This window comes from Enterobacter sp. HK-058-C-ECC (genome assembly GCF_047531125.1).
In the GTDB taxonomy this organism is placed as follows: domain Bacteria; phylum Pseudomonadota; class Gammaproteobacteria; order Enterobacterales; family Enterobacteriaceae; genus Enterobacter; species Enterobacter quasiroggenkampii.
On sequence record NZ_JBLKCH010000003.1, the window covers coordinates 342,133 to 365,443 of the forward strand.

Sequence of the window (23,311 nt, forward strand, 5' to 3'; positions counted from 1 at the left end):
TTCGCGGGATATTTCGGGATAACAGATGTAATGACTACATTCACACCTTCACTCTCAGGGATAAAAGGGCGCGCGCTCTTTTCACTACTGTTTATGGCGCCGCTGGCGCAGGCAGCAGACACCACCGCGGCTAAAGACGGCGAAACGCTTACCGTCACTGCCGATCCAAATACTCCGGCGGAAGCCACCAACGGCTACCAGCCGCTGAACACCTCTACCGCAACGCTGACCAACATGCCGATGCTGGATATCCCGCAGGTGGTCAATACCGTCAGCGATAACGTGCTGGAGGATCAGCACGCCACCACGCTGGATGAAGCGCTCTATAACGTCAGCAACGTGGTGCAGACGAATACCCTCGGCGGTACGCAGGATGCCTTTGTGCGCCGCGGGTTTGGCGCGAACCGCGACGGGTCAATCATGACCAACGGCCTGCGCACCGTCCTGCCGCGCAGCTTTAACGCCGCCACCGAGCGCGTGGAGGTGCTGAAAGGTCCGGCCTCCACGCTGTACGGCATTCTCGATCCGGGCGGCCTGATTAACATCGTCACCAAACGCCCGGAGAAGACCTTCGGCGGTTCCCTTTCCGCCACCTCTTCCAGCTTTGGCGGCGGCACCGGACAGGTCGATGTGACCGGCCCGATCGACGGCACGCGCCTGGCGTATCGCCTCACGGGGGAGTATCAGGACGAAGATTACTGGCGTAATTTTGGCAACGAACGCAGCACCTTTATCGCCCCGTCGCTCACCTGGTTCGGCGATGATGCCACCGTGACCGTGCTCTATTCACATCGCGATTATAAGACGCCGTTCGATCGCGGTACGATCTTCGATCTCAACACCAAAAAGGCCGTTGATGTCGATCGCAAAACCCGCTTTGACGAACCGTTTAACATCACCGACGGGCAGTCCGACCTCGCTCAGCTCAACGCGGAATACCGTCTTAATAGCCAGTGGACCGCGAAGTTCGACTACAGCTACAGCCAGGACAAATACAGCGATAACCAGGCCCGCGTCATGGCCTACGATGCAAAAACCGGCAACCTGACCCGCCGTGTGGATGCGACCCAGGGCTCGACCCAACGCATGCACAGCACCCGCGCGGATCTGCAGGGCAATGTGGATATTGCGGGCTTTTACAATGAGATCCTGACCGGCGTGTCGTATGAGAATTACGATTTGCTGCGTACGGACATGATGCGCTGTAAAAACGTCAAGGATTTCAATATCTATCACCCGACGTATGGCCATCTCGGCAAATGCACCACCGTGTCGGCGTCCGACAGCGACCAGACGCTCAAGCAGGAAAGCTACTCTGCGTACGCGCAGGATGCCCTGTACCTGACCGATAAGTGGATCGCCGTCGCCGGGATGCGCTATCAGTATTACACCCAGTACGCGGGCAAAGGCCGTCCGTTCAACGTCAATACCGACAGCCGCGACGAACAGTGGACGCCGAAGCTGGGGCTGGTCTATAAGCTCACGCCAGCGGTCTCGCTGTTTGCCAACTACTCGCAGACGTTTATGCCGCAGTCGTCCATTGCGAGCTACATCGGCGACCTGCCGCCGGAAACGTCAAATGCTTACGAAGTGGGCGCAAAGTTCGACCTGTTCGACGGGGTTACCGCCAATATCGCGCTGTTTGATATTCACAAACGCAACGTGCTGTACAACGAAAGCGTGGGAGGTGAAACCATCGCCAAAACCGCGGGCCGCGTGCGCTCCCAGGGCGTGGAGGTGGATCTTGCCGGATCGCTGACCGAGAACACCAATATCATCGCCAGCTACGGATATACCGACGCGAAGGTGCTGGAAGACCCGGACTACGCGGGCAAACCGCTGCCGAACGTGCCGCGCCATACCGGCTCCCTGTTCCTGACCTACGACATTCATAATGCGTTTGCCGGGAATACCCTGACGCTGGGCGGCGGCGGGCACGGCGTGAGCCGTCGTTCAGCAACCAACGGCGCGGATTACTATCTGCCGGGCTATTTCGTGGCGGATGCGTTTGCGGCGTATAAGATGAAGCTGCAGTATCCGGTGACGCTGCAGGTGAACGTGAAGAACCTGTTTGATAAGACCTACTACACGTCGTCCATTGCGACCAACAACCTGGGCAACCAGATTGGCGACCCGCGCGAAGTGCAGTTTACGGTGAAGATGGAGTTTTGATGTCAGTGCGGGGTGTTCCCCTCACCCTAACCCTCTCCCCAAAGGGGCGAGGGGATCGATCGTAGGCCCGGTAAGCGCAGCGCCACCGGGCAAAAAAAAGCCCTGCATCGCAGGGCTTTTTCAGCATCAGGCCTCAATATCCGCCATATCGCCTTTCTCCTGCAGCCAGTTACGACGGTCTTCCGAACGTTTCTTGGCAAGGAGCATATCCATCATAGCGTTGGTCTGCTGTTCGTCTTCGTCGCTGATCGTCAGCTGCACCAGACGGCGCGTGTTCGGATCCAGCGTCGTTTCGCGCAGCTGCATCGGGTTCATCTCGCCCAGCCCTTTAAAGCGCTGCACGTTAGGCTTGCCCTTCTTACGCTTCAGCTGCTCCAGCACGCCCGCTTTCTCTTCTTCCGTCAGCGCGTAGTAAACCTCTTTGCCGAGGTCGATACGGTACAGCGGCGGCAGCGCCACGTAGACGTGACCGTTTTTCACCAGCGTGCGGAAGTGCTTCACAAACAGCGCGCACAGCAGCGTGGCGATGTGCAGACCATCGGAGTCCGCATCCGCGAGGATACAGATCTTGCCGTAGCGCAGCTGGCTCAGATCGTCGCTGTCCGGATCGATGCCGATCGCGACCGAGATATCGTGGACTTCCTGCGAGGCCAGCACTTCATCAGACGAGACCTCCCAGGTGTTCAGGATCTTACCCTTGAGCGGCATGATGGCCTGATATTCACGATCGCGCGCCTGCTTGGCCGACCCGCCCGCCGAGTCCCCTTCCACGAGGAACAGTTCGGTACGGTTGAGATCCTGCGCGGTACAGTCTGCCAGCTTGCCCGGCAGCGCAGGGCCGCTGGTCAGCTTTTTACGCACCACTTTCTTCGCGGCGCGCAGACGACGCTGGGCGCTGGAAATCGCCATTTCAGCCAGCATTTCTGCCGCCTGAACGTTCTGGTTCAGCCACAGGGTAAACGCATCTTTCACCACGCCGGAAACGAACGCCGCGCACTGGCGTGACGACAGGCGCTCTTTGGTCTGACCGGCAAACTGCGGATCCTGCATCTTCACGGAGAGCACATAAGCGCAGCGGTCCCAGATATCTTCCGCCGACAGCTTCACGCCGCGCGGCAGGATATTGCGGTATTCGCAGAATTCGCGCATCGCATCCAGCAGCCCCTGACGCAGGCCGTTGACGTGGGTACCGCCGAGCATGGTGGGGATCAGGTTAACGTAGCTTTCGGTCAGCAGCTCGCCGCCTTCCGGCAGCCACAGCAGCGCCCAGTCCACCGCTTCGGTGTCGCCGGTGAAATTGCCGACGAACGGTTTTTCCGGCAGCGTCGGCAGGCCGTTTACCGCTTCGCACAGATAGTCATTAAGGCCATCTTCGTAGCGCCAGGTCTGCTCGGTGTTGTTGACGTTATCCTTAAAGGTAATTTCCACGCCCGGGCACAGCACCGCTTTGGCTTTCAGCAGGTGCGTCAGGCGGGAAACGGAAAAGCGCGGGCTGTCGAAGAAACTCTCGTCAGGCCAGAAGTGAACGCTGGTGCCGGTGTTGCGTTTGCCGCACGTCCCGACAACCTGCAGATCCTGCACCTTCTCGCCGTTTTCAAACGCGATGTTGTACACCTGACCATCGCGACGGACGTTCACTTCCACGCGTTTGGACAAGGCGTTGACGACGGAAATCCCCACGCCGTGCAGGCCGCCGGAGAACTGGTAGTTTTTGTTGGAGAACTTACCGCCCGCATGCAGACGACAGAGGATCAGCTCAACGGCCGGGACGCCCTCTTCCGGGTGGATATCCACCGGCATGCCGCGCCCGTCGTCAATGACTTCCAGCGACTGATCGGCGTGCAGGATGACGTCAACGCGTTTGGCATGGCCCGCCAGCGCTTCGTCCACACTGTTATCAATAACTTCCTGGCCCAGATGGTTTGGGCGCGTCGTATCGGTGTACATCCCCGGGCGGCGGCGAACCGGCTCAAGCCCGGTGAGGACCTCAATGGCATCAGCGTTATAGGTTTGCGTCATGATTTAAACTAGCAATTCGCATTGATTGTCAGTGGCTGTGCAGTCCAAGAAAATCGACAATCTGGGTGAAATGATTCTCAAAGCCCGTGAAAGCATGGTTTCCGCCCTCTTCTATAGTCTGGCGGCAGGAGGCGTAATACGCCACTGCCTGGCGGTAATCCAGCACTTCATCTCCCGTCTGCTGCAGCAGCCAGATGAGATCCGGCGCCTCGAGCGGGTCGACCTGCATAACTTTGAGATCGTAAATATGGCGTGACTCTAGCACATATTGCTGGCCGGTGTAGGGGTTCTCGTTTTCGCCAAGAAAGTCCCGCAGCAGCTCAAATGGCCGTACCGCCGGATTAACCACCACGGCGGGCAGCATAAAGCATTGCGAGAGCCAGGTGGCGTAATACCCGCCCAGCGATGAACCGACCACACCGAAGGTTTCGCCGCCGTGCGCAAGCACAATGGATTCCAGCATCTCCGCGGCTTCTGCCGGGTAAGGCGGCAGCTGAGGGATAATCATCTCAACGTCGGGGTGATGCTCGCTCAGCCACTGGCGAAACTGTGTCGCTTTTGCGGAGCGCGGCGAGCTGTTGAATCCGTGCAGATAAAGGAGCGTAGACATCAATAGCCTTCTGAAGCGGTGTCCGGGCGGAATTGTGCACCGGTCAAACGGCAGACTTCCGTGGTCAGCGTGCCGTCGGCATGCAGTTCCAGCCAGCGCCAGCCTGGCGCGATGGTATCCAGCGTAAAGTTGGCGCAGTGCGGCTTAAACTGAACGCAGGTCGACGGTGTCGCCAGCATGCGGCGCCCGTTCCAGTCGAGATCCTGCTCCTGGTGAATATGCCCGCACAGCAGATTTTTCACCCGCGGGAACTTCGCCAGCACGCGATCCAGCGCCGCGGAGTTGCGCAGACTGTGCTGATCGAGCCAGCTGCAGCCCGCCGGCAGAGGATGATGATGAAGCAACAGCAGCGTGTGACGTTCAGGTTCAGCAGCCAGTTTGGTCTCCAGCCAGTCGAGCTGAAACTCGCTTAACTCACCGTGCGGGACGCCAAACACCTGGCTATCCAGCAGCAGGATCTGCCACTGGTCACCCGCAAAAACACTTTTCGCCGGAGAAATCCCCGCATCCTGGAGAGAACTGTACATGGCGGGCTGGAAATCGTGGTTGCCTGGCAGCCAGACGCAGGGCACGCTAAAGCTCGCGATGCCTTCAGCAAAATGCTGGTAGGCCGCGGAAGATTGGTCCTGCGCCAGATCGCCCGTTGCGACAATCAGATCGCATGCACGGTTTTCAGCGTGAATGGCGCTCAGTACCGCCTGATAACTCTCCCAGGTGTTCACCCCCAGCAGCGTTTCATGCTTTTCGGCAAAAAGGTGGGTATCGGTGATTTGTAATATCCTGACTGGCGCCCCACCAGCAACAGTCAGGTTCAACAGGCTTTCCAAATGGTGTCCTTAGGTAGGTTTATGACGCTAACAAACCGGAATCGCCATTGCTCCATGTGCTAAACAATATCTTAGCCAGTCGGCTAAAAACTGGTTAATTTGATGCTTTTCGTCGCGTTGATGCAACTTTTTATTCGGGTAATCATACCGCGCCTTGAAGCGAAAGATCTGCTGGCTTGAACACACTTCAGCGACCATCGCGTCGTGATAGAGGCGTACCGTCATCGACGGCAGGCTCCAGTAGCTAATGCTGGGAGCCGTTTGCTCAATTTCCACCAGCGTAGTGTAGCGCGTTGATTCTGTTATCGTTAATCGATACTGCGCGTTGCTCACCTGATAGCTTACCGTTTCGCCGGGTGCGTCGTTTCTCGGCAGCAGGCGGCGCAATTGTGCGAAATTGGTTTCGCACAGGCGCATCATTTCTGGGAAGTCAGGCGTATAGCGCTTCATTTTTTCCACTCGTTTCGTAATGTCTGATAATGCAGCTGCAGCCATTGCAGGGCGATGACAGACGCTGCGTTGTCGATTTTCCCCTCTTCTACCCACTGGTAAGCCTGTTCCCGGCTTACCACATGAACCCGAATATCTTCGTTTTCATCAGCCAGACCGTGAATGCCTTCTGCGGTCGTGGCGTCCACTTCGCCCACCATTATGGATAAGCGTTCGCTGGTGCCTCCCGGGCTTGCCAGATAGCTCAGCACCGGTTTTGTGCGGCCGACCACCAGCCCCGCCTCTTCCAGCGCCTCGCGCCGGGCGACGTCCTCAACCGACTCGCCTTCTTCGATCATCCCGGCCACCATCTCCAGCAGCCACGGGCTCTCACTGACGTCATAAGCGGCGATGCGGATCTGCTCCACCAGCACAACTTCGTCACGCACTGGGTCAAAGGGTAGCAAGACTGCCGCATGCCCGCGCTCAAAAATTTCGCGTCTGATTTCGCCGCTCATTTCCCCGTTAAACAGGCGATGCCTGAAACGGTAAAGATCCATTGAAAAAAAACCGCTATAAAGCGTTTCTCGTGCAATAATTTCTACATCGTTTTTGGCGAAAGTCACGGGCAACTTATCTGGTTTTTGCATGAGTCGAGTCCTGGTAGCAATGGTGATGAAATTGTGAATTTCAAGGCTGTTTGGCTGCCGTTTGTAAGGCTATATGGTAGATTGGTGCAAATTACCGCCAGATGGCACGTAACGCCAACCTTTTGGTGTGGATGATTCTGTTAGAATCGGCAATTATTTTTTAATTAGATCAGCGCTAATACTGCTTCACAACAAGGAATGCAAATGAAGAAATTGCTCCCCATCCTTATCGGCCTGAGCCTGACGGGCTTCAGTGCAATGAGCCAGGCGGAAAACCTGTTACAGGTCTACCAGCAGGCACGTCTGGGCAACCCTGATTTACGTAAATCAGCGGCCGATCGTGATGCTGCGTTTGAAAAGATTAACGAAGCGCGTAGCCCCTTGCTGCCACAGTTAGGGTTAGGTGCAGATTATACCTACAGCAACGGTTTCCGCGACGCTAACGGCGTAAACTCCAATGCTACCAGCGCCTCACTGCAATTAACACAGACGCTGTTTGATATGTCCAAATGGCGTGCCCTGACCCTGCAGGAAAAAAGCGCAGGCATCCAGGATGTGACCTATCAGACCGACCAGCAGACGCTGATCCTGAACACGGCCACGGCGTACTTCAACGTGCTGAGCGCCATTGACGCGCTCTCCTACACCGAAGCGCAGAAACAGGCCATTTACCGTCAGTTAGATCAGACCACCCAGCGCTTCAACGTGGGTCTGGTGGCGATCACCGACGTGCAGAACGCCCGTTCACAGTACGATACCGTGCTGGCCAACGAAGTGACCGCGCGTAACAACCTCGACAACGCGCTGGAATCCCTGCGTCAGGTTACCGGGAATTACTATCCTGAGCTGGCCTCCCTGAACGTCGACAGCTTCAAAACGGATAAGCCGCAGGCCGTTAACGCCCTGCTGAAAGAGGCGGAAAACCGCAACCTGACGTTGCTGCAGGCGCGTCTGAGCCAGGACCTGGCCCGCGAGCAAATTCGTCAGGCGCAGGATGGCCATCTGCCAACCCTGAGCCTGAGCGCCTCTACCGGCATCTCTGACACCACTTACAGCGGCTCTAAGACCAACTCTGCCCAGTATGACGACAGCAATATGGGCCAGAACAAGGTGGGTCTGAGCTTCTCCCTGCCGCTGTATCAGGGCGGTCAGGTCAACTCCCAGGTGAAACAGGCGCAGTACAACTTTGTTGGCGCGAGCGAGCAGCTGGAAAGCGCCCACCGCAACGTGGTGCAGACCGTACGTTCATCCTTCAACAACGTGAACGCCTCAATCAGCAGCATCAACGCCTACAAACAGGCCGTTGTGTCGGCACAGAGCTCCCTGGACGCGATGGAAGCCGGCTACTCCGTCGGTACCCGTACTATCGTTGACGTGCTCGACGCGACCACCACGCTGTACAACGCGAAACAGCAACTCTCCAGCGCGCGTTATCAGTACCTGATTAACCAGCTGAATATTAAGCAGGCTCTGGGTACGCTGAACGAGCAAGACCTGCAGATGCTGAACAGCGCACTGGGCAAACCAGTCTCTACCTCTCCTGACAGCGTTGCGCCGGAGAACCCGGAGCAGGTTGCCGCGGTTGATAACTTCAACGCTAACGGCACGACCCCTGCTGCACAGCCTGCTGCCGCGCGCACTACCGCGCCTGCCAGCAAGAGCAATAATCCGTTCCGTAACTAAGCATTGCCCGATGGCGCTTCGCTTATCGGGCCTACTGAATCGTAGGCCGGGTAAGCGCAGCGCCACCCGGCGCAAAATCACATCCGAACGTAAGCCAACGTAAAGATCCCCCTGATTCCGCCCCTCTTCGCTTCATTTTCAACCACTCATCCTCTATCCTGAGCGTTATTACCACTGGGTCCTGGAAGACAAATATGAAACGGACAAAAACGATCAATCACGCGTCGTTCCGCAAGAGCTGGAACGCACGTCACCTCACTCCTGTTGCGCTGGCGGTTACCGCTGTCTTTATGCTGGCAGGCTGTGAAAAAAACGATGAAACGGTTTCGCTGTATCAAAACGCGGACGACTGCTCTGCCGCCACCGGTAAAGCGGCCGAATGTAAAACGGCCTACACCAGCGCGCTGAAAGAAGCGGAACGCACCGCGCCGAAATATGCCTCACGCGAAGACTGCGTAGCGGAGTTTGGCGAAGGTCAATGCCAGCAGGCACCGGCTCAGGCCGGCACTGCGCCAGAAAATCAGGCGCAGGCGCAGTCCAGCGGCAGCTTCTGGATGCCGCTGATGGCCGGTTACATGATGGGTCGTCTGATGGGCGGCGGTGCAGGCTACCAGCAGCAGCCGCTGTTTAGCTCGAAAAACCCGGCCAGCCCGGCTTACGGTCAATATACCGATGCCAGCGGCAAAGGCTACGGCGCAGCCACCCCTGGCCGCACCGTGACGGTACCGAAAACGGCGATGGCGCCGAAGCCTGCGACCACCAGCACCATCACCCGCGGCGGGTTCGGTGAGTCTGTGGCGAAACAGACCAGCATGCAGCGCAGCGCGACAGGCATCTCTTCTACTCGCTCAATGGGCGGCTGATCATGGAACGAGTCAGTATTACCGAGCGTCCGGACTGGCGTGAAAAAGCCACCGAGTACGGCTTTAACTTCCACACCATGTACGGCGAGCCGTACTGGTGTGAAGACGCTTACTACAAGCTCACGCTGGCCCAGGTTGAGAAGCTGGAAGAGGTAACGGCCGAGCTGCACCAGATGTGCCTCAAGGTGGTGGAAAAAGTCATCGACAGCGACGAGCTGATGGCCAAGTTCCGCATTCCAAAGCACACCTGGAGCTTTGTCCGCCAGTCGTGGAAAACGAATCAACCTTCGCTTTACTCTCGCCTGGATCTGGCGTGGGACGGCAAAGGCGAGCCTAAGCTGCTGGAAAACAACGCCGATACCCCAACGTCCCTGTACGAGGCGGCGTTCTTCCAGTGGATCTGGCTGGAAGACCAGGCCAATGCTGGCAACCTGCCGGAAGGCAGCGACCAGTTCAACAGCCTGCAGGAGAAGCTGATCGAGCGCTTCGCCGAGCTACGCGAGCAGTTTGGCTTTAACCTGCTGCATCTCGCCTGCTGCCGCGACACGGAAGAAGACCGTGGCACGGTTCAGTATCTGCAGGATTGCGCCGCCGAGGCGGAGGTGGCGACCGAGTTCCTCTATATCGAGGATATCGGCCTGGGTGAAAAAGGTCAGTTCACGGACATGCAGGATCAGGTGATCAGCAACCTGTTCAAGCTCTACCCGTGGGAATACATGCTGCGCGAGATGTTCTCCACCAAGCTGGAAGACGCGGGCGTGCGCTGGCTGGAACCGGCCTGGAAGAGCATTATCTCCAACAAGGCCCTGCTGCCGATGCTGTGGGAGATGTTCCCGAATCACCCGAACCTGCTGCCTGCGTACTTTGCGGAAGATAATTACCCGCAGATGGAGAAATACGTCGTTAAGCCGATCTTCTCCCGCGAAGGCGCGAACGTGTCGATTATCGAAAACGGTAAAACGCTGGAAGCGGTTGAAGGGCCGTACGGCGAAGAAGGGATGATCGTCCAGGAGTTCTATCCACTGCCGAAGTTTGGCGACAGCTATACGCTGATTGGCAGCTGGCTGATCAACGATCTGCCTGCCGGAATTGGCATTCGCGAAGATCGCGCGCTGATCACGCAGGATCTGTCACGGTTCTATCCGCATATTTTTGTGGAGTAAGACTTGCCCGGTGGCGCTGCGCTTACCGGGCCTACGCTCGACCTGTAGGCCGGGTAAGGCGAAGCCGCCACCCGGCATATTTTCACCCCACCTGCACCGACAGCATACTCAGGCTTCCCATCTCAATCCCGTCGACCGGGATCGTAACCGGCTCCTGACCGTCCCACGCGCCAAGCACGTACAGCAGCGGCAGGAAATGCTCCGGCGTCGGGTTAGAGAGCGAACCGCCCTCATGATCCAGATAGTTAACCAGCGGATGTGCCTCAGCCGGACCCTGCCAGGTCAGGTTCGCTTTAACGTAGTCGTTAAAAGCGGTCGCCCACGGGTAAGGCGTATTCTCACCGTGCCAGCGCGCCGTACGCAGGTTGTGCACCACGTTGCCGCTTGCCACCAGCATGATGCCTTCATCACGAAGCGTTGCCAGCTTACGGCCCATCTCCAGATGCCAGGCGGCCGGTTTGGTGCTGTCGATGCTCAGCTGCACCATCGGGATATCCGCATCAGGATACATTTTAATCAACACGCCCCACGAGCCGTGGTCAAAACCCCAGGCTTCTTTATCCAGCGCAACCGGAACAGGCGCCAGCAGTTCCACCAGTCTTTGTGCCAGCTCAGGCGAGCCGGGGGCCGGATAGTGCGTGTCATACAGCGCCTGCGGGAAGCCGCCAAAGTCATGAATGGTCTTCGGCGCTTCCATGGCGGTCACGCCCGTGCCGCGGGTGAACCAATGCGCGGATACCACCACAATCGCTTTTGGACGCGGCAGCGTCTCGCCCAGGCTACGCCATGCGCGGGTATAGACGTTGTCTTCCAGAACGTTCATTGGGCTGCCGTGGCCTAAAAACAGGGCTGGCATACGGGAAGAAGTCATGATGATATCCTTACAGAAGGTGTCAATTTAATGGTGCTACATTACGCGCAATCCGGCAAAGATGAACGCAGATAAGCGTGAAGATCATCATCAGGAAATTTGAATGTAAGGAATGTGTAAAGCCGGGGCTGACCCCTCGCTTTGCCAGAAATGAATCATTTATATTAATGAGAATCATTATCATAAGGAGCAATGCATGTCAGTCCCTCTGATCCTGACCATACTGGCGGGCGCCGCGACGTTCATCGGCGCGATCCTCGGCGTGCTTGGTCAAAAGCCATCAAACCGCGTGCTGGCCTTCTCGCTGGGCTTTGCTGCCGGGATCATGCTGCTCATCTCCCTGATGGAGATGCTCCCTGCGGCGCTGGGCACGGAAGGCATGTCTCCGCTGCTGGGCTACGGCATGTTTGTCGTTGGCCTGCTGGGATACTTCGCGCTCGACCGCATGTTGCCCCACGCGCACCCTCAGGACTTAATGCAAAAAAACGTAGCGCCCGCGCCGCGCAACATTAAGCGCACCGCCATTTTGCTGACGCTCGGCATAAGCCTGCACAACTTCCCGGAAGGCGTGGCGACGTATGTCACCGCCAGCAGCAACCTGGAAATGGGCCTCGGCATCGCCCTGGCGGTGGCGTTGCACAATATTCCTGAAGGACTCGCGGTGGCCGGTCCGGTCTATGCCGCTACGGGCTCAAAGCGCACGGCAATCTTCTGGGCCGGGATCTCCGGCATGGCGGAAATTCTTGGCGGCGTGCTGGCCTGGCTCATCCTCGGTAGCCTGGTTTCGCCGGTCGTCATGGCTGCCATTATGGCCGCGGTTGCGGGGATTATGGTTGCGCTGTCGGTAGACGAGCTGATGCCGCTGGCGAAAGAGATCGATCCAAACAACAACCCAAGCTATGGCGTCCTGTGCGGGATGTCGGTGATGGGGCTAAGTCTGGTCTTACTTCAGGCCGCAGGCATTGGCTGACGTGACGGGCGCCTCCTGAAATGGAGGCGCCTATTATTTGTTAAAGGAATAACTTTTTACGGTATATACGCCCCGCCTCCTTCATTATAAAAAACTCAAGTTTTTTATTGAACATTATTGTGCGTAATAACACTAAACAATGCATCCAGCATTATAATTTACACTTCTTGAAATTCATCCACTTACAATAACCCGTATTTATATTTTAATTATATCTACAATGATTTTTAAGCGTGATTAATCGCATTACCCCGCCGGAGGTCGATATACTTTCCTGGCAATATTCTGATTAATATTCAGGATATGAATTCAACTGAAAAAGGATATTTTCATGTTTACAGGAAAAAAAGCGCTTTTAGCCGTGGCAATGGCCACGCTTATTTCTGGCTCGGCATTGGCTGCAGAACAAGGCTCAGGCAAGATCAAATTCAAAGGGGTGGTGATTGATGCGCCGTGCAGCATTGCTCCTGATAGCGTTGATAAAGAAGTCGATCTGGGTGAAATTACGACTGCCGTTATTAATGCCAATAAAAAATCGTCTCCCGTTGCGGTAGATATCAACCTGGAAAACTGCCAGCTGGACGATCCAGGCGATGAAACCGATACCCCAATCACCAAAGTTGACGTCACGTTCACCAGCTCCGCTACGGATACAACGGATACCAGCCTGATGACCAACACGTATGCCAGCGGCGCGCAGAACGTGGGCGTCCGCCTGCTGGATAATGCGGAAGCGAATATCACCCTGGGTAGCGCCAGTGAAGTTACCCTGCTGGCAGGCTCCGCCACCCAGACGCTGCACTTTAAGGCGCAGATGGAAGTACTGAGCGGCAAAACGGCAACGCCGGGTCAGGTTGAAGCCACCGCAAACTATGTGCTGGCGTATAAATAATTCGAATTTACCTCGTTATCTACCGACTGGCTCGTTATGCCAGTCGGCATTTTATATTTACCTTGAGCAACAGGATGATGAAACATAAATCAACATGCATAATCATCATTACCGCCCTGTTAATGACGAAAGTCGCCTCTGGTACCGAATTTAATATTAATGCCATCGATAAAGATCAGCGCAACAGCGTCGATTTAACACAGTTTAAAGATCGCGCCTCCGTCGTCCCCGGTCGTTATTTTGTTACGGTTTCAATTAATGACACCCCCTTAACAAACGGCTGGCAGTTAACGTGGAAAAAAGTGAATGATGCAGTTCAGGTCTGTATTCCCGCCGAACTGGCCGACACGTTCGGCCTGCAGGATAAAATACGGGAATCGCTCACTGAAAAAGAGGGCTGTATAGACTTCGCCCCGCTGCCGGACATTCATTTTACCTTTGAACAAGCAAGCCAGACGCTAAACGTGTCCATTCCCCAGGCGTGGCTGCAGTACCGTTCTGCCGACTGGATGCCCCCGTCAACCTGGGATAACGGCGTGGCGGGCGTCCTGCTGGACTACAATCTTTTTGCCAGCCACTACCAGCCCAACAGCGGCAGCAGTTCAGATAATGCCAACACTTACGGCACGGCGGGCGCGAACGTCGGCGCCTGGCGGCTGCGCAGCGATTATCAATACAACCAGACGCACGCGGACGGCGGTTCAGAGCATAACGGGCGCTTCTCGCGCGTTTATATGTTCCGCCCCCTCCCCACCATGGGCGCAAAGCTGACGCTCGGGGAGACGGATTTCCAGTCGTCGATTTTCGACGCCTTCACCTACACCGGCGCGTCGCTTATCAGCGATGAACGCATGCTGCCGTGGTCACTGCGCGGCTATGCGCCACAAATCTCCGGCATTGCCCAAACCAACGCGACGGTCACCGTAAGCCTCGCCGACAGGGTCATCTATCAAACAAAAGTCCCGCCGGGCCCGTTCATCATTCAGGATCTCAACCAGTCGGTGCAGGGCACGCTCGACGTAAAGGTGACGGAAGAAGATGGCCGGGTGAGTACGTTCCAGGTCTCCGCCGAATCCGTCCCCTTCCTGACGCGTCAGGGCCAGGTTCGCTACAAGCTGGCGGCAGGCAAGCCGCGAAAGGACGCATCGCATGACGTTGAGGACAGTACCTTCATGAGCGGCGAGTTTTCCTGGGGGATGCTGTCGCAAACCTCACTCTATGGCGGAACGCTGGCCGATGGTGACCACTACCGCGCCCTGGCCGCCGGGCTGGGACAAAACATGGCGTATCTGGGCGCGCTCTCGTTTGATATCACCCGGGCCACCAGCCAGCTGCCGGGCGCGGATCCGCAAACGGGCTACAGCTACCGTTTTAACTACAGTAAACGATTCGACACTACCGGTAGCCAGCTTACGCTGGCGAGCTACCGCTACTCGGACCGTCAGTTCCTGAGCTATGCGCGCTATCTGGATAACGACAACAGCGACAGCCAGACGGAAAAACAGACCCTCAGCGTCACCGCCAGTCAGTACATATCGGCCCTCTCGCTAAACCTTTATCTGAGCATGCTGCGCCAAACCTGGTGGGACGACTCGCCTTCCACGACCGGCAGCGTCACCGCTGGCTATAACTTCGACCTTGGCCGCTGGAAAAACCTTGGCCTGACCCTGTCGCTGAGCAGAACCCATTACGAAGATGATGAAGAGGACGATAACCAGTTTTATCTCTCGCTGAGCGTGCCGCTCGATCCTGACCATCGCCTAAACTACGACCTGCGCAACGGCGACAGCCTGAGCCAGAGCGTCTCCTGGTACGATACCTCTGACCGGAACAATACCTGGGGCGTCTCTGCTGGCACCGAGAGCGAAAAAGCCGATGCGGGCGCACAGTTCAGCGGAAACTATCAGCACTACTCTTCGCTGGGGGATCTCAACGTCTCGGGCAGCTATAAGGCGAATGAGTACAACTCAATGAGCGCCAGCTGGAACGGATCGTTTACCGGGACGGCGAAAGGGTTTGCCCTGCACCGTCGCAGCTACGGCAATGAGCCACGCGTCATGGTCAGCACTGACGGCGTGGGCCATATCCCGCTGAACGTATCGCATGACGAAACCAACGCGTCGGGTATCGGCGTTCTGCCGTCGTTTTCCAGCTATACCCCGGCCAGCGTGCGGGTCAACATGAACAATTTGCCTGACGGCGTTGACGTCGATACGCGGGTGGTCACTTCCACCTGGACAGAAGGTGCCATCGGCTATCGTCAAATCGCGACCCGAGCCGGTAACGATATTGCCGGCATTTTGCGAACGCCTTCCGGGACACCGCCGCTCGGCGCCCTGGTCCGCCTGCAGGATAACGGCCTGCAGGTCGGCATGGTCGCCGAGGAGGGCCGCGTCTGGCTGGGCGCCGTCCAGCCTGAGCAACAGTTCCTGGTCACGTGGGGAGACAACCATCAGTGTCGCTTCTCGTTACCTTCTCACCTTGAAAACAGTATGCAGCTCATGCTGCCTTGCCAGTAAGAAACCATGATGAAACTCACCCCACTCAAGGCCCTGAGCCTGATGTTGCTCGGCACCGCATTGAACGCGCATGCCGCCATTAACCTGGACCGCACGCGGATCGTTTTTCCCGAAGGGGACAAGGCAAGCAGCCTGAAAGTCGATAACCAGAGCAAAACCTTACCCTACCTGGCGCTTTCCTGGATTGAAGACGAAAACGGGCGCAAAGAGGACAGCCACTTCATGGCGCTGCCGCCCATTCAGCGTATTGAAGCGGGCGCGTCATCGCAGGTCAGGATTGTGAAGCAGGCGGCGGCTGGGCAGTTGCCGAAGGACAGAGAGTCGCTGTTTTACTTCAACCTGCGCGAAGTTCCGCCCAAAAGCGGCGCCAGCGAGGCGCGCAGCGTTATGCAGGTGGCGATGCAGAGCCGCATTAAGCTGTTCTGGCGGCCAAAAGCCATCACCAAAAAGCCGGGTGATCAAAGCGAAATGCGCATGGAAATTACCGCCACCGCAACGGGGCTCAGCGTGCATAACCCCACGCCCTATTACATCACCCTCGCGTGGCTGAGTAAAAATGCGAAAACCCAGCTTCCGGGCTTCGACAGCCTGATGATTGCTCCGTTTGCCACGGCGTCCACCTCTACCGGCGACTACCACGGGAGCTACTACAGCGTGGGTTACATTGATGATTACGGCGCGCTGAAAAAAGTGGACGTTACCTGTGCAGGTAAGGCGCCATGCCAGCTCAGCGAGCGGAAGGGTCAAAACAATGCGCAAGCTCGCTAATTGCCTGTTTTTGCTGCTGTTCGCCCTTCTTCCCGTCAGAGAGGCGCTGGCGCTTGACTGCTATCTCGGCGTTTCCGGCGGGCCCGTCGAGGAGACAAAAACGATCTCCCCTTTTGCCATTCCCAGCAACGCGCAGGTGGGGGAAAAGATATGGGAATCTGACGATATCAAAGTCCCTGTGACCTGCGACCACAACACCACCAGTAATTTTGAAAAAGAGGACATCTACGCCTGGGTTAACCCCTACCCGTCGGCGTCCGATCCCTACTACGAACTCGGCGTAACCTATGAAGGGATTGACTACGATGCGACGGGGCAACCCAACGGGGTTGATACCTCCCAGTGCCTTGATAACAAACAGATCACTATCTATACCCCCGCCCAAATCCAGCAAATGGGCTGGGAGAACCGCATCTGTTCCGGCAATGCGAACGACATTCACACCTCACGCACGTTCATCGTGCGCTTTCGTCTGTACGTCAGAATCAAGGTCATGCCGCCGCACGGCTACGTCAGCACGCTCGGGGATTATATCGTGGTGCAGTTCGACGGCAAGGGCGGCGTCAACCAGATGTCCGACGCGAAAAACCTGAAGTATCATATTAATGGCCTGAACAATATCACCGTACTCGACTGCGGGGCGACCTTCAGCATCTATCCGGAAAATCAGGAGATTGATTTTGGTACGTTCAGCGCTCGCGACATAATGAATCAGGGAAAGCGAACGCGCACGTTCTCGGTCAGAACGACCAAGATACAGGACGCCGAGTGTTCCGATGGGTTTAAAATGGATTCGTCGTTCTATACGAACGAGACGCTGAGCGAAGAAGATACCGCCCTGCTCATCGGTAACGGCCTGAAATTACGCATCCTTAACGGAACGCAGCCCTACACCTTTAACCGATACGAAGAGTATGCCGATTTTACCGGCAGTACGTTGCAGTACGAACAGACCTATACCGCTGAGCTGACGCCGGTGCCGGGAAAGGCGATCCAGTCCGGACCATTTGAAACCGTGGTGCTGTTCAAAATTAACTACCACTAAACGTAAAAAAGCCGGGTTTCCCCGGCTTTTTCACATCAGCAGTTTCAGCTGGCTTTGCGCTCGTGCGCCTGGCGGTACTCGACCAGATCTTCAATCGTGACCACCGGCATGTTGTGCAGACGCGCAAAGGTGATGCACTCCGGCGCGCGCGCCATGGTGCCGTCATCGTTGGTCAGTTCACACAGTACGCCCGCAGGTTTGAAGCCCGCCAGCGTCACCAGATCGATGGTCGCTTCGGTGTGGCCGCCGCGGGTCAGGACGCCGCCAGCCTGCGCGCGCAGTGGGAAGACGTGGCCTGGACGATGCAGATCGGAGGGCTTCGCATCATCAGCAATGGCGGCACGTACGGTGGTCAGACGGTCAGCCGCAGACACACCAGTGGTCACGCCATGCGCCGCTTCAATGGTCACGGTAAATCCGGTACCAAAGGCGCTGGTGTTGTTTTCGACCATCATCGGCAGCTCGAGCTGCTTACGACGATCTTCGGTAATACACAGGCATACGATGCCGCTGCCGTGACGGATGGTCAGCGCCATCTGTTCAACGGTCATGTTTTCGGCGGCGAAAATCATGTCGCCTTCGTTTTCACGGTTTTCATCGTCAAGCACCATCACACCGCGGCCTTCGCGCAGTGCATCCAGTGCATGTTCAACACGTTGAGTTGAAGTGCCAAAAGAGGAAAGTAGCGTCTGATTCATGGTAAAAAAACCTCATTAACATTATGGTTACCAGAATCAGGGCAGTCTTAGGAGCGCCGTATAAGCGGCAAAAAGATAACGTGAGCGGGCCCATGCCCGACTGGATCGTTACTCTCTCCCATCCGGACTCTAACCGTCGGCCCCGGAATTACACCGGATCTGCTGACCTTTGAGAATTCACCCAAAGCGCTCGCGGGCTTTCAGCGTTAAGCTGATTTACCGCCGGTGGGGAATTTCGCCCCGCCCTGAGAATAAGCGAGATAACTATAACGCTATTGATTATCCTGGGCAATGCATAAGCATCAAACAATTTTGTTTACCCCGGGCATGACGCGCTACAATGGACACTGACACCTTTCCATCAAGGGAAACGACAATGATTGACCCGAAGAAAATTGAGCAAATTGCGCGTCAGGTTCATGAATCCATGCCGAAAGGCATTCGTGAATTTGGTGATGATGTTGAGAAGAAAATCCGCCAGACGCTGCAGGCGCAGTTGGTTCGCCTTGATCTAGTCAGCCGCGAAGAGTTTGACGTGCAGACCCAGGTTCTGCTGCGCACCCGCGAGAAGCTGGCACTGCTGGAACAGCGTCTGACCGAGCTGGAAAACCGCAATGCGCCGGAAGAAGTGAAGCCAGCACCGGCTATTCCACCGGTGGACGACCAGGAGTAAGTGCGGCCTGTTGTGCCCGGTGGCGGCTACGCCTTACCGGGCCTACATGAACGCGTAGGTCGGGTAAGGCGCAGCCGCCACCCGACATAAAAAAACGGGCCAACAGGCCCGTTTTTTACTGACTGTCTTTCTGGATCTTCTTGATGATGTTGGTGGTGGAACACCCGTCCTCAAAGTTGAGCACCATCACCTCGCCGCCGTTGGCCCAGACCTCTTCGCTGCCCGCGATTTGCTCCGGCTTGTAATCTCCGCCTTTCACCAGCAGGTCCGGCAGAATACCTGCAATCAGGCGCTGCGGCGTGTCTTCTTCAAACGACACCACCCAGTCCACGGCTTCCAGCGCGCCGAGCACGATCATACGCTGCTCCAGCGGGTTCACCGGACGCGTTTCACCCTTCAGACGTTTGGTCGACGCATCGCTGTTCACTGCCACAATCAGACGATCGCCCAGCTTGCGCGCATTCGCCAGATAGGAGACATGGCCCGCGTGCAGAATGTCGAACACACCGTTGGTCATTACCACTTTCTCACCGCGCTTGCGCGCGGCGGCGACGGCCACTTTAAGCTCGTCTTCGGTCATCACACCAAAACCGGTGTCAGCACGGCCGCGCACCGCGTTTTCCAGCTCGATTGGGGACACGGTTGAGGTACCGAGTTTACCGACGACCACACCCGCCGCGGCGTTAGCGAAGTAGCACGCCTCTTCCAGGGAGTTACCCGCGGCCAGCGTCGCCGCCAGCACGCCGATCACCGTATCACCAGCACCGGTCACGTCATACACTTCCTGCGCCTGGGTTGGCATATGCAGCGGCGCCTTGCCCGGCTGCAGCAGCGTCATCCCCTGCTCGGAGCGGGTCACCAGCAGCGCAGAGAGCTCGAAGTCAGCAATGATCTTCATGCCGCGCTCAACCAGCTCTTCCTCGGTTTTGCATTTGCCCGCCACCGCTTCAAACTCGGAGAGGTTTGGCGTCAGCAGGGTTGCGCCGCGATAGCGCTCAAAGTCGGTGCCTTTCGGGTCGATCAGCACCGGTACGCTGGCCTTACGCGCCAGCTGGATCATTGTCTGTACGCTGGCCAGCGCGCCTTTCGCGTAGTCGGACAGCACCAGCGCGCCGATATTGCCCAGCGCCTGGTTAATCCGCTCGTGCAGCGGCTCGGGATCAACGCCTTCGAACCCTTCTTCAAAGTCGAGGCGGATCAGCTGCTGGTTGCGTGACAGCACGCGCAGCTTGGTGATGGTTGGGTGGGTCGGAACAGAAACGAAGTCGCACTTCACGTTCACGTCCGCCAGCGACTTGCTCAGCGCGCGCGCCGCATCGTCGATACCGGTCAGGCCAACCAGACGCGAGTGCGCGCCCAGAGAGGCTATGTTCATCGCCACGTTTGCCGCGCCGCCTGGACGCTCTTCAATGGTGTCGACCTTAACCACCGGTACCGGTGCTTCCGGAGAGATGCGGCTGGTCGGTCCATACCAGTAGCGATCCAGCATCACATCCCCAACAACCATTACTCCAGCACGTTCAAACTCTGGCAGTGTTACTTTCATTCCTGACTCCAGAAAGATTCACAATTTGCGCGCGATAATATCACACTTGATTTGTTACGCACGGTTCCACCAGCCACTTCTGCCAGCTGGCCGTTACCTGAGCGCGTTCTGCGACAAAACAGTCCAGCGCCACGTGGCCCGGCTGCTCCTGCAGCGCCAGGTGGTGAAGCTCGTCGCGCAGCGTCGTGTAGGCGCGGGTTAAGGCCTGCGCCTCCTGCTCGTCCATGATGTCGTTTTGCGCCAGCAGTTCCAGAATGCGCACGTTATCGGACCAGCGGGTCAGCTTCGGCTTGTCGTGCGCGTGGAGCAGCACCAGATACTGGGTAATAAACTCAATATCGGTAATCCCGCCCTCGTCGGCTTTGATATCAAAGCGATCGCGGTGTTTATTACCCAGGTGCGCGCGCATTTTCTCGCGCATCTCGCGCACTTCGGTCTGCAGCGTACTGCCCTCGCGCGGGGTGGTCATGACGTCCTTACGAATGGCATCGAACTGCGTTTTGAGTTGCGGATCGCCATACACCACGCGGGCGCGCACCAGCGCCTGATGCTCCCATGTCCAGGCTTCATTCTTCTGGTAATCGGCGAAGGATTCCGTTGAGGTGACCAGCATGCCCGCCGCGCCGGACGGACGCAGGCGCGCATCGACTTCATACAAAATGCCCGACGAGGTGCGGGTGCTGAACAGGTGCATAATGCGCTGGGCCAGGCGCAGATAGAACTGACGCCCGTCAATCTCGCGCTCGCCGTCGGTCATCACGTCAACCGGGCAGTCGTGCAGGAAGATTAAATCCAGATCGGAGCTGTATCCCAGCTCCCAGCCGCCGAGCTTGCCGTAACCGACCACGGCAAAGCCTCGCCCCTCACGGTCAGCAAGGTGCTTTGGCTGGCCATAGCGGGCCACCATCTGCACCCACGCCTGCTGCACGACCGCGTCGATGATCGCCTCCGCGAGCCAGGTTAAGTGATCGCTCACTTTCATCACTGGCAGCGTTCCGGCGATGTCCGCCGCCGCCACGCGCAGCATCTGGGCCTGCTTAAACTGACGCAGCGCCTCCAGCTGCTGCTCTTCGTCCTCTTCCGGCACGCGCAGCAGATACTGACGCAGCTCGTCCCGGTAGGCATCCGTCGCCGTGGGTTGATACAGCGTATTCGGGTCGAGCAGTTCATCCAGCAGCAGCGGATAGCTCGCCAGCTTGTTGGCCACCATCGGGGAGGCGGCGCAGAGCGTAATCAGGTGCTTGAGTGCCCCCGGAAACTCGCTCAAAAGTTCAAGGTACGTGGTGCGCGTGATGATCCCGCTCAGCAGCGGCATCATGCGCGACAGCGGCACCGGCGCATCCGCCCGCGAGCAGACCTCGCTCAGCAGGTGCGGCATCAGGTGATCCAGCACCTGTCGACCGCGCGGGCCGATGGCGCGCTTGTTCAGCTCAAGACGGAAATCGGCAATCAGCGCCACCACGCGATGGCGCGCGTCGTCGGTTAAATGCGTCAGCACCGGCGTGGTGTCATCTTCCTGGAGCGCGTCCTGCCACAGCTCGCGCCAGTGCTCGGAAAGCGCATCGTCCTGCGATTCACTTTCATCATCACCAATCAGTTCGTTAAAGATGCGGCGCACGCCTGCCATATGGGCATCGAGCCGTTCGGTCAGCGTTGACCAGTCATCCACGCGCATGCCCCAGGCCAGACGCGCCCGGTTAAGGTCATCCCCCGGCAGGGTCTGGGTCTGTTCGTCGTTGATGCTTTGCAGCAGGTTTTCCAGACGACGCAGGAACAGATAGGCCTCGCGCAGGGTTTGCGCGTCGCCGTCCGGCAGCAGGTGAAGCTGCTCGATGGCGCTCAGCGTCGGGAGCAGCGAGCGGGATTGTAGCGACGGCTCGCGCCCGCCGCGAATCAGCTGGAAGACCTGGACGATAAATTCGATTTCGCGAATACCACCCGCGCCAAGCTTGATGTTGTCCTTCAGCCCGCGACGGCGAACCTCACGGGCAATCATCCCTTTCATATTGCGCAGGGACTGGATGACGCTGAAGTCGATATAGCGACGGAACACGAACGGGCGCAGCATGGCACGCAGCTCGTTGGCGTAGGCGTCATCGCTGTCGCCCATGATCCGCGCTTTGACCATCGCATAACGCTCCCAGTCGCGCCCCTGCTCCTGGTAGTAGTCCTCCAGCGCGGCAAAGCTCAACACCAGCGGCCCGCTATCGCCGAACGGACGCAGGCGCATGTCCACGCGGTAGACAAAACCATCCTGCGTCGGCTGATCCAGCGCCTTAATCAGACGCTGACCGAGACGGGTAAAGAACTGGGCGTTGTCCAGCTCGCGACGGCCGCCGCGTGTGGAGCCGTTCTCAGGCCAGGCGAAAATCAGGTCGATATCGGAGGAAAAGTTCAGCTCGCAACCGCCCAGCTTGCCCATCCCCAGAATCAACAGCGGCTGAGGAACCCCTTCCTCGCTGCACGGCGTGCCCCATTCTTTACAGCAGGCGGCGTAGAGCCAGTCGCGCGCGGCGACAATCAACGTCTGCGCCAGCTCGCTTAACTGCTGCAGCGTACTCTCTTCACTCACCAGCTCCAGCGCCTGCGCCCAGGCAATGCGCACCATCACACGACGGCGGAACTGACGCAGGACGCGCATTAGCGTCGCCTCATCTGCGACGTCTTCAAGCGCGGCCTGCAGCCAGCCGGCATAGTGCCGCCACTCGTCCGCCTGCGGCGGTGCGTTCTCAAGCTCCGCCAGCCAGTCCGAGTAGACGGCGATGCTTTCCTGCACAAAATCACTGAAGACGAGCACGCTTTTCGCCTGCTCACTTAACGATGACGCCGGTAATGACTCAGGCAGACGTTCGCAAACGGTCTGCCACTGCTGCTGTAACGGTGAAGAAAGCGGCATTCTAGGGGTTCCTTGCC

At 57.5% G+C, this 23,311-nt stretch carries 19 protein-coding genes and 1 riboswitch; of the genes, 10 read left to right on the forward strand and 9 right to left on the reverse strand.

Going from position 1 to position 23,311, the window contains the following annotated elements:
* Window positions 1-30: 30 nt before the first annotated feature.
* Entirely contained in the window at window positions 31-2,172 is a 2,142-nt protein-coding gene (locus tag ACMWJS_RS09735; protein WP_414746999.1) for a TonB-dependent siderophore receptor, read from the forward strand.
* 126 nt (window positions 2,173-2,298) lie between these two features.
* Here the strand turns inward: ACMWJS_RS09735 and parE are convergent, their stop codons facing one another.
* From parE to nudF, 5 genes are read right to left on the reverse strand one after another with little or no spacing between them, the layout of a single operon-like run.
* Window positions 2,299-4,191 (reverse strand): DNA topoisomerase IV subunit B, encoded by a 1,893-nt coding sequence (parE, locus tag ACMWJS_RS09740; protein ID WP_014833290.1) that lies wholly within the window; start codon window positions 4,189-4,191, stop codon window positions 2,299-2,301.
* Between the two features lie 28 nt (window positions 4,192-4,219).
* A complete protein-coding gene (gene yqiA / locus ACMWJS_RS09745; protein WP_008502976.1) occupies window positions 4,220-4,801 on the reverse strand; it encodes an esterase YqiA in 582 nt (193 codons plus the stop codon).
* Window positions 4,801-5,628 (reverse strand): 3',5'-cyclic-AMP phosphodiesterase, encoded by an 828-nt coding sequence (gene cpdA, locus ACMWJS_RS09750; RefSeq protein WP_414747000.1) that lies wholly within the window; start codon window positions 5,626-5,628, stop codon window positions 4,801-4,803. Before cpdA ends, yqiA begins: the two co-directional genes overlap by 1 nt.
* A gap of 27 nt (window positions 5,629-5,655) precedes the next feature.
* Window positions 5,656-6,078 carry a DUF1249 family protein gene (locus ACMWJS_RS09755; protein WP_003862516.1) on the reverse strand — a complete coding sequence of 141 codons (423 nt, stop codon included), beginning with the start codon at window positions 6,076-6,078 and terminating at the stop codon, window positions 5,656-5,658.
* Window positions 6,075-6,707 carry an ADP-ribose diphosphatase gene (gene nudF, locus ACMWJS_RS09760; protein WP_024906492.1) on the reverse strand — a complete coding sequence of 211 codons (633 nt, stop codon included), beginning with the start codon at window positions 6,705-6,707 and terminating at the stop codon, window positions 6,075-6,077. The genes ACMWJS_RS09755 and nudF overlap by 4 nt, the downstream gene beginning before the upstream one ends.
* 204 nt (window positions 6,708-6,911) lie before the next feature.
* Here nudF and tolC point away from each other — a divergent pair, with 204 nt between their 5' ends.
* The 3 genes from tolC (at window position 6,912) to ACMWJS_RS09775 (ending at window position 10,416) form a co-directional block, all read left to right on the forward strand.
* Window positions 6,912-8,390, forward strand: a complete 1,479-nt coding sequence (gene tolC, locus ACMWJS_RS09765; RefSeq protein ID WP_045909979.1) for an outer membrane channel protein TolC — start codon at window positions 6,912-6,914, stop codon at window positions 8,388-8,390.
* Between the two features lie 194 nt (window positions 8,391-8,584).
* Window positions 8,585-9,253 carry a DUF1190 family protein gene (locus ACMWJS_RS09770; protein WP_262808577.1) on the forward strand — a complete coding sequence of 223 codons (669 nt, stop codon included), beginning with the start codon at window positions 8,585-8,587 and terminating at the stop codon, window positions 9,251-9,253.
* A 2-nt stretch (window positions 9,254-9,255) separates the two neighbouring features.
* Window positions 9,256-10,416, forward strand: a complete 1,161-nt coding sequence (locus ACMWJS_RS09775) for a glutathionylspermidine synthase family protein (protein WP_045909981.1) — start codon at window positions 9,256-9,258, stop codon at window positions 10,414-10,416.
* A gap of 82 nt (window positions 10,417-10,498) precedes the next feature.
* On the opposite strand, the gene ygiD is transcribed toward ACMWJS_RS09775, so the two are convergent.
* On the reverse strand, window positions 10,499-11,287 hold the full coding sequence (gene ygiD, locus ACMWJS_RS09780; protein WP_032653440.1) for a 4,5-DOPA dioxygenase extradiol: 789 nt from the start codon (window positions 11,285-11,287) through the stop codon (window positions 10,499-10,501).
* Window positions 11,288-11,483: 196 nt separating this feature from the next.
* On the opposite strand from ygiD, the gene zupT reads away from it, so the two are divergent.
* From zupT to ACMWJS_RS09805, 5 genes are all read left to right on the forward strand, one after another.
* Window positions 11,484-12,257 (forward strand): zinc transporter ZupT, encoded by a 774-nt coding sequence (gene zupT, locus ACMWJS_RS09785; protein WP_045909982.1) that lies wholly within the window; start codon window positions 11,484-11,486, stop codon window positions 12,255-12,257.
* 331 nt (window positions 12,258-12,588) lie between these two features.
* Window positions 12,589-13,149, forward strand: coding sequence for a fimbrial protein (locus tag ACMWJS_RS09790; RefSeq protein WP_045909983.1), 561 nt, complete (start codon window positions 12,589-12,591; stop codon window positions 13,147-13,149).
* Between the two features lie 74 nt (window positions 13,150-13,223).
* Entirely contained in the window at window positions 13,224-15,668 is a 2,445-nt protein-coding gene (locus ACMWJS_RS09795; RefSeq protein ID WP_414747001.1) for a fimbria/pilus outer membrane usher protein, read from the forward strand.
* 9 nt (window positions 15,669-15,677) lie between these two features.
* Window positions 15,678-16,436, forward strand: a complete 759-nt coding sequence (locus ACMWJS_RS09800; RefSeq protein WP_048224917.1) for a molecular chaperone — start codon at window positions 15,678-15,680, stop codon at window positions 16,434-16,436.
* A complete protein-coding gene (locus ACMWJS_RS09805; RefSeq protein WP_414747002.1) occupies window positions 16,420-17,481 on the forward strand; it encodes a type 1 fimbrial protein in 1,062 nt (353 codons plus the stop codon). The genes ACMWJS_RS09800 and ACMWJS_RS09805 overlap by 17 nt, the downstream gene beginning before the upstream one ends.
* A gap of 44 nt (window positions 17,482-17,525) precedes the next feature.
* Here the strand turns inward: ACMWJS_RS09805 and ribB are convergent, their stop codons facing one another.
* Window positions 17,526-18,179 carry a 3,4-dihydroxy-2-butanone-4-phosphate synthase gene (ribB, locus tag ACMWJS_RS09810; protein WP_028017147.1) on the reverse strand — a complete coding sequence of 218 codons (654 nt, stop codon included), beginning with the start codon at window positions 18,177-18,179 and terminating at the stop codon, window positions 17,526-17,528.
* Between the two features lie 106 nt (window positions 18,180-18,285).
* Window positions 18,286-18,436, reverse strand: a riboswitch (FMN riboswitch).
* A 119-nt stretch (window positions 18,437-18,555) separates the two neighbouring features.
* Between ribB and ubiK the strand changes: the two genes are divergently transcribed.
* A complete protein-coding gene (gene ubiK / locus ACMWJS_RS09815) occupies window positions 18,556-18,852 on the forward strand; it encodes a ubiquinone biosynthesis accessory factor UbiK (RefSeq protein WP_014071796.1) in 297 nt (98 codons plus the stop codon).
* 115 nt (window positions 18,853-18,967) lie between these two features.
* Here the strand turns inward: ubiK and hldE are convergent, their stop codons facing one another.
* Window positions 18,968-20,398, reverse strand: a complete 1,431-nt coding sequence (gene hldE / locus ACMWJS_RS09820) for a bifunctional D-glycero-beta-D-manno-heptose-7-phosphate kinase/D-glycero-beta-D-manno-heptose 1-phosphate adenylyltransferase HldE (RefSeq protein ID WP_003862540.1) — start codon at window positions 20,396-20,398, stop codon at window positions 18,968-18,970.
* A gap of 40 nt (window positions 20,399-20,438) precedes the next feature.
* On the reverse strand, window positions 20,439-23,294 hold the full coding sequence (gene glnE / locus ACMWJS_RS09825; protein ID WP_414747003.1) for a bifunctional [glutamate--ammonia ligase]-adenylyl-L-tyrosine phosphorylase/[glutamate--ammonia-ligase] adenylyltransferase: 2,856 nt from the start codon (window positions 23,292-23,294) through the stop codon (window positions 20,439-20,441).
* Window positions 23,295-23,311 lie beyond the last annotated feature (17 nt).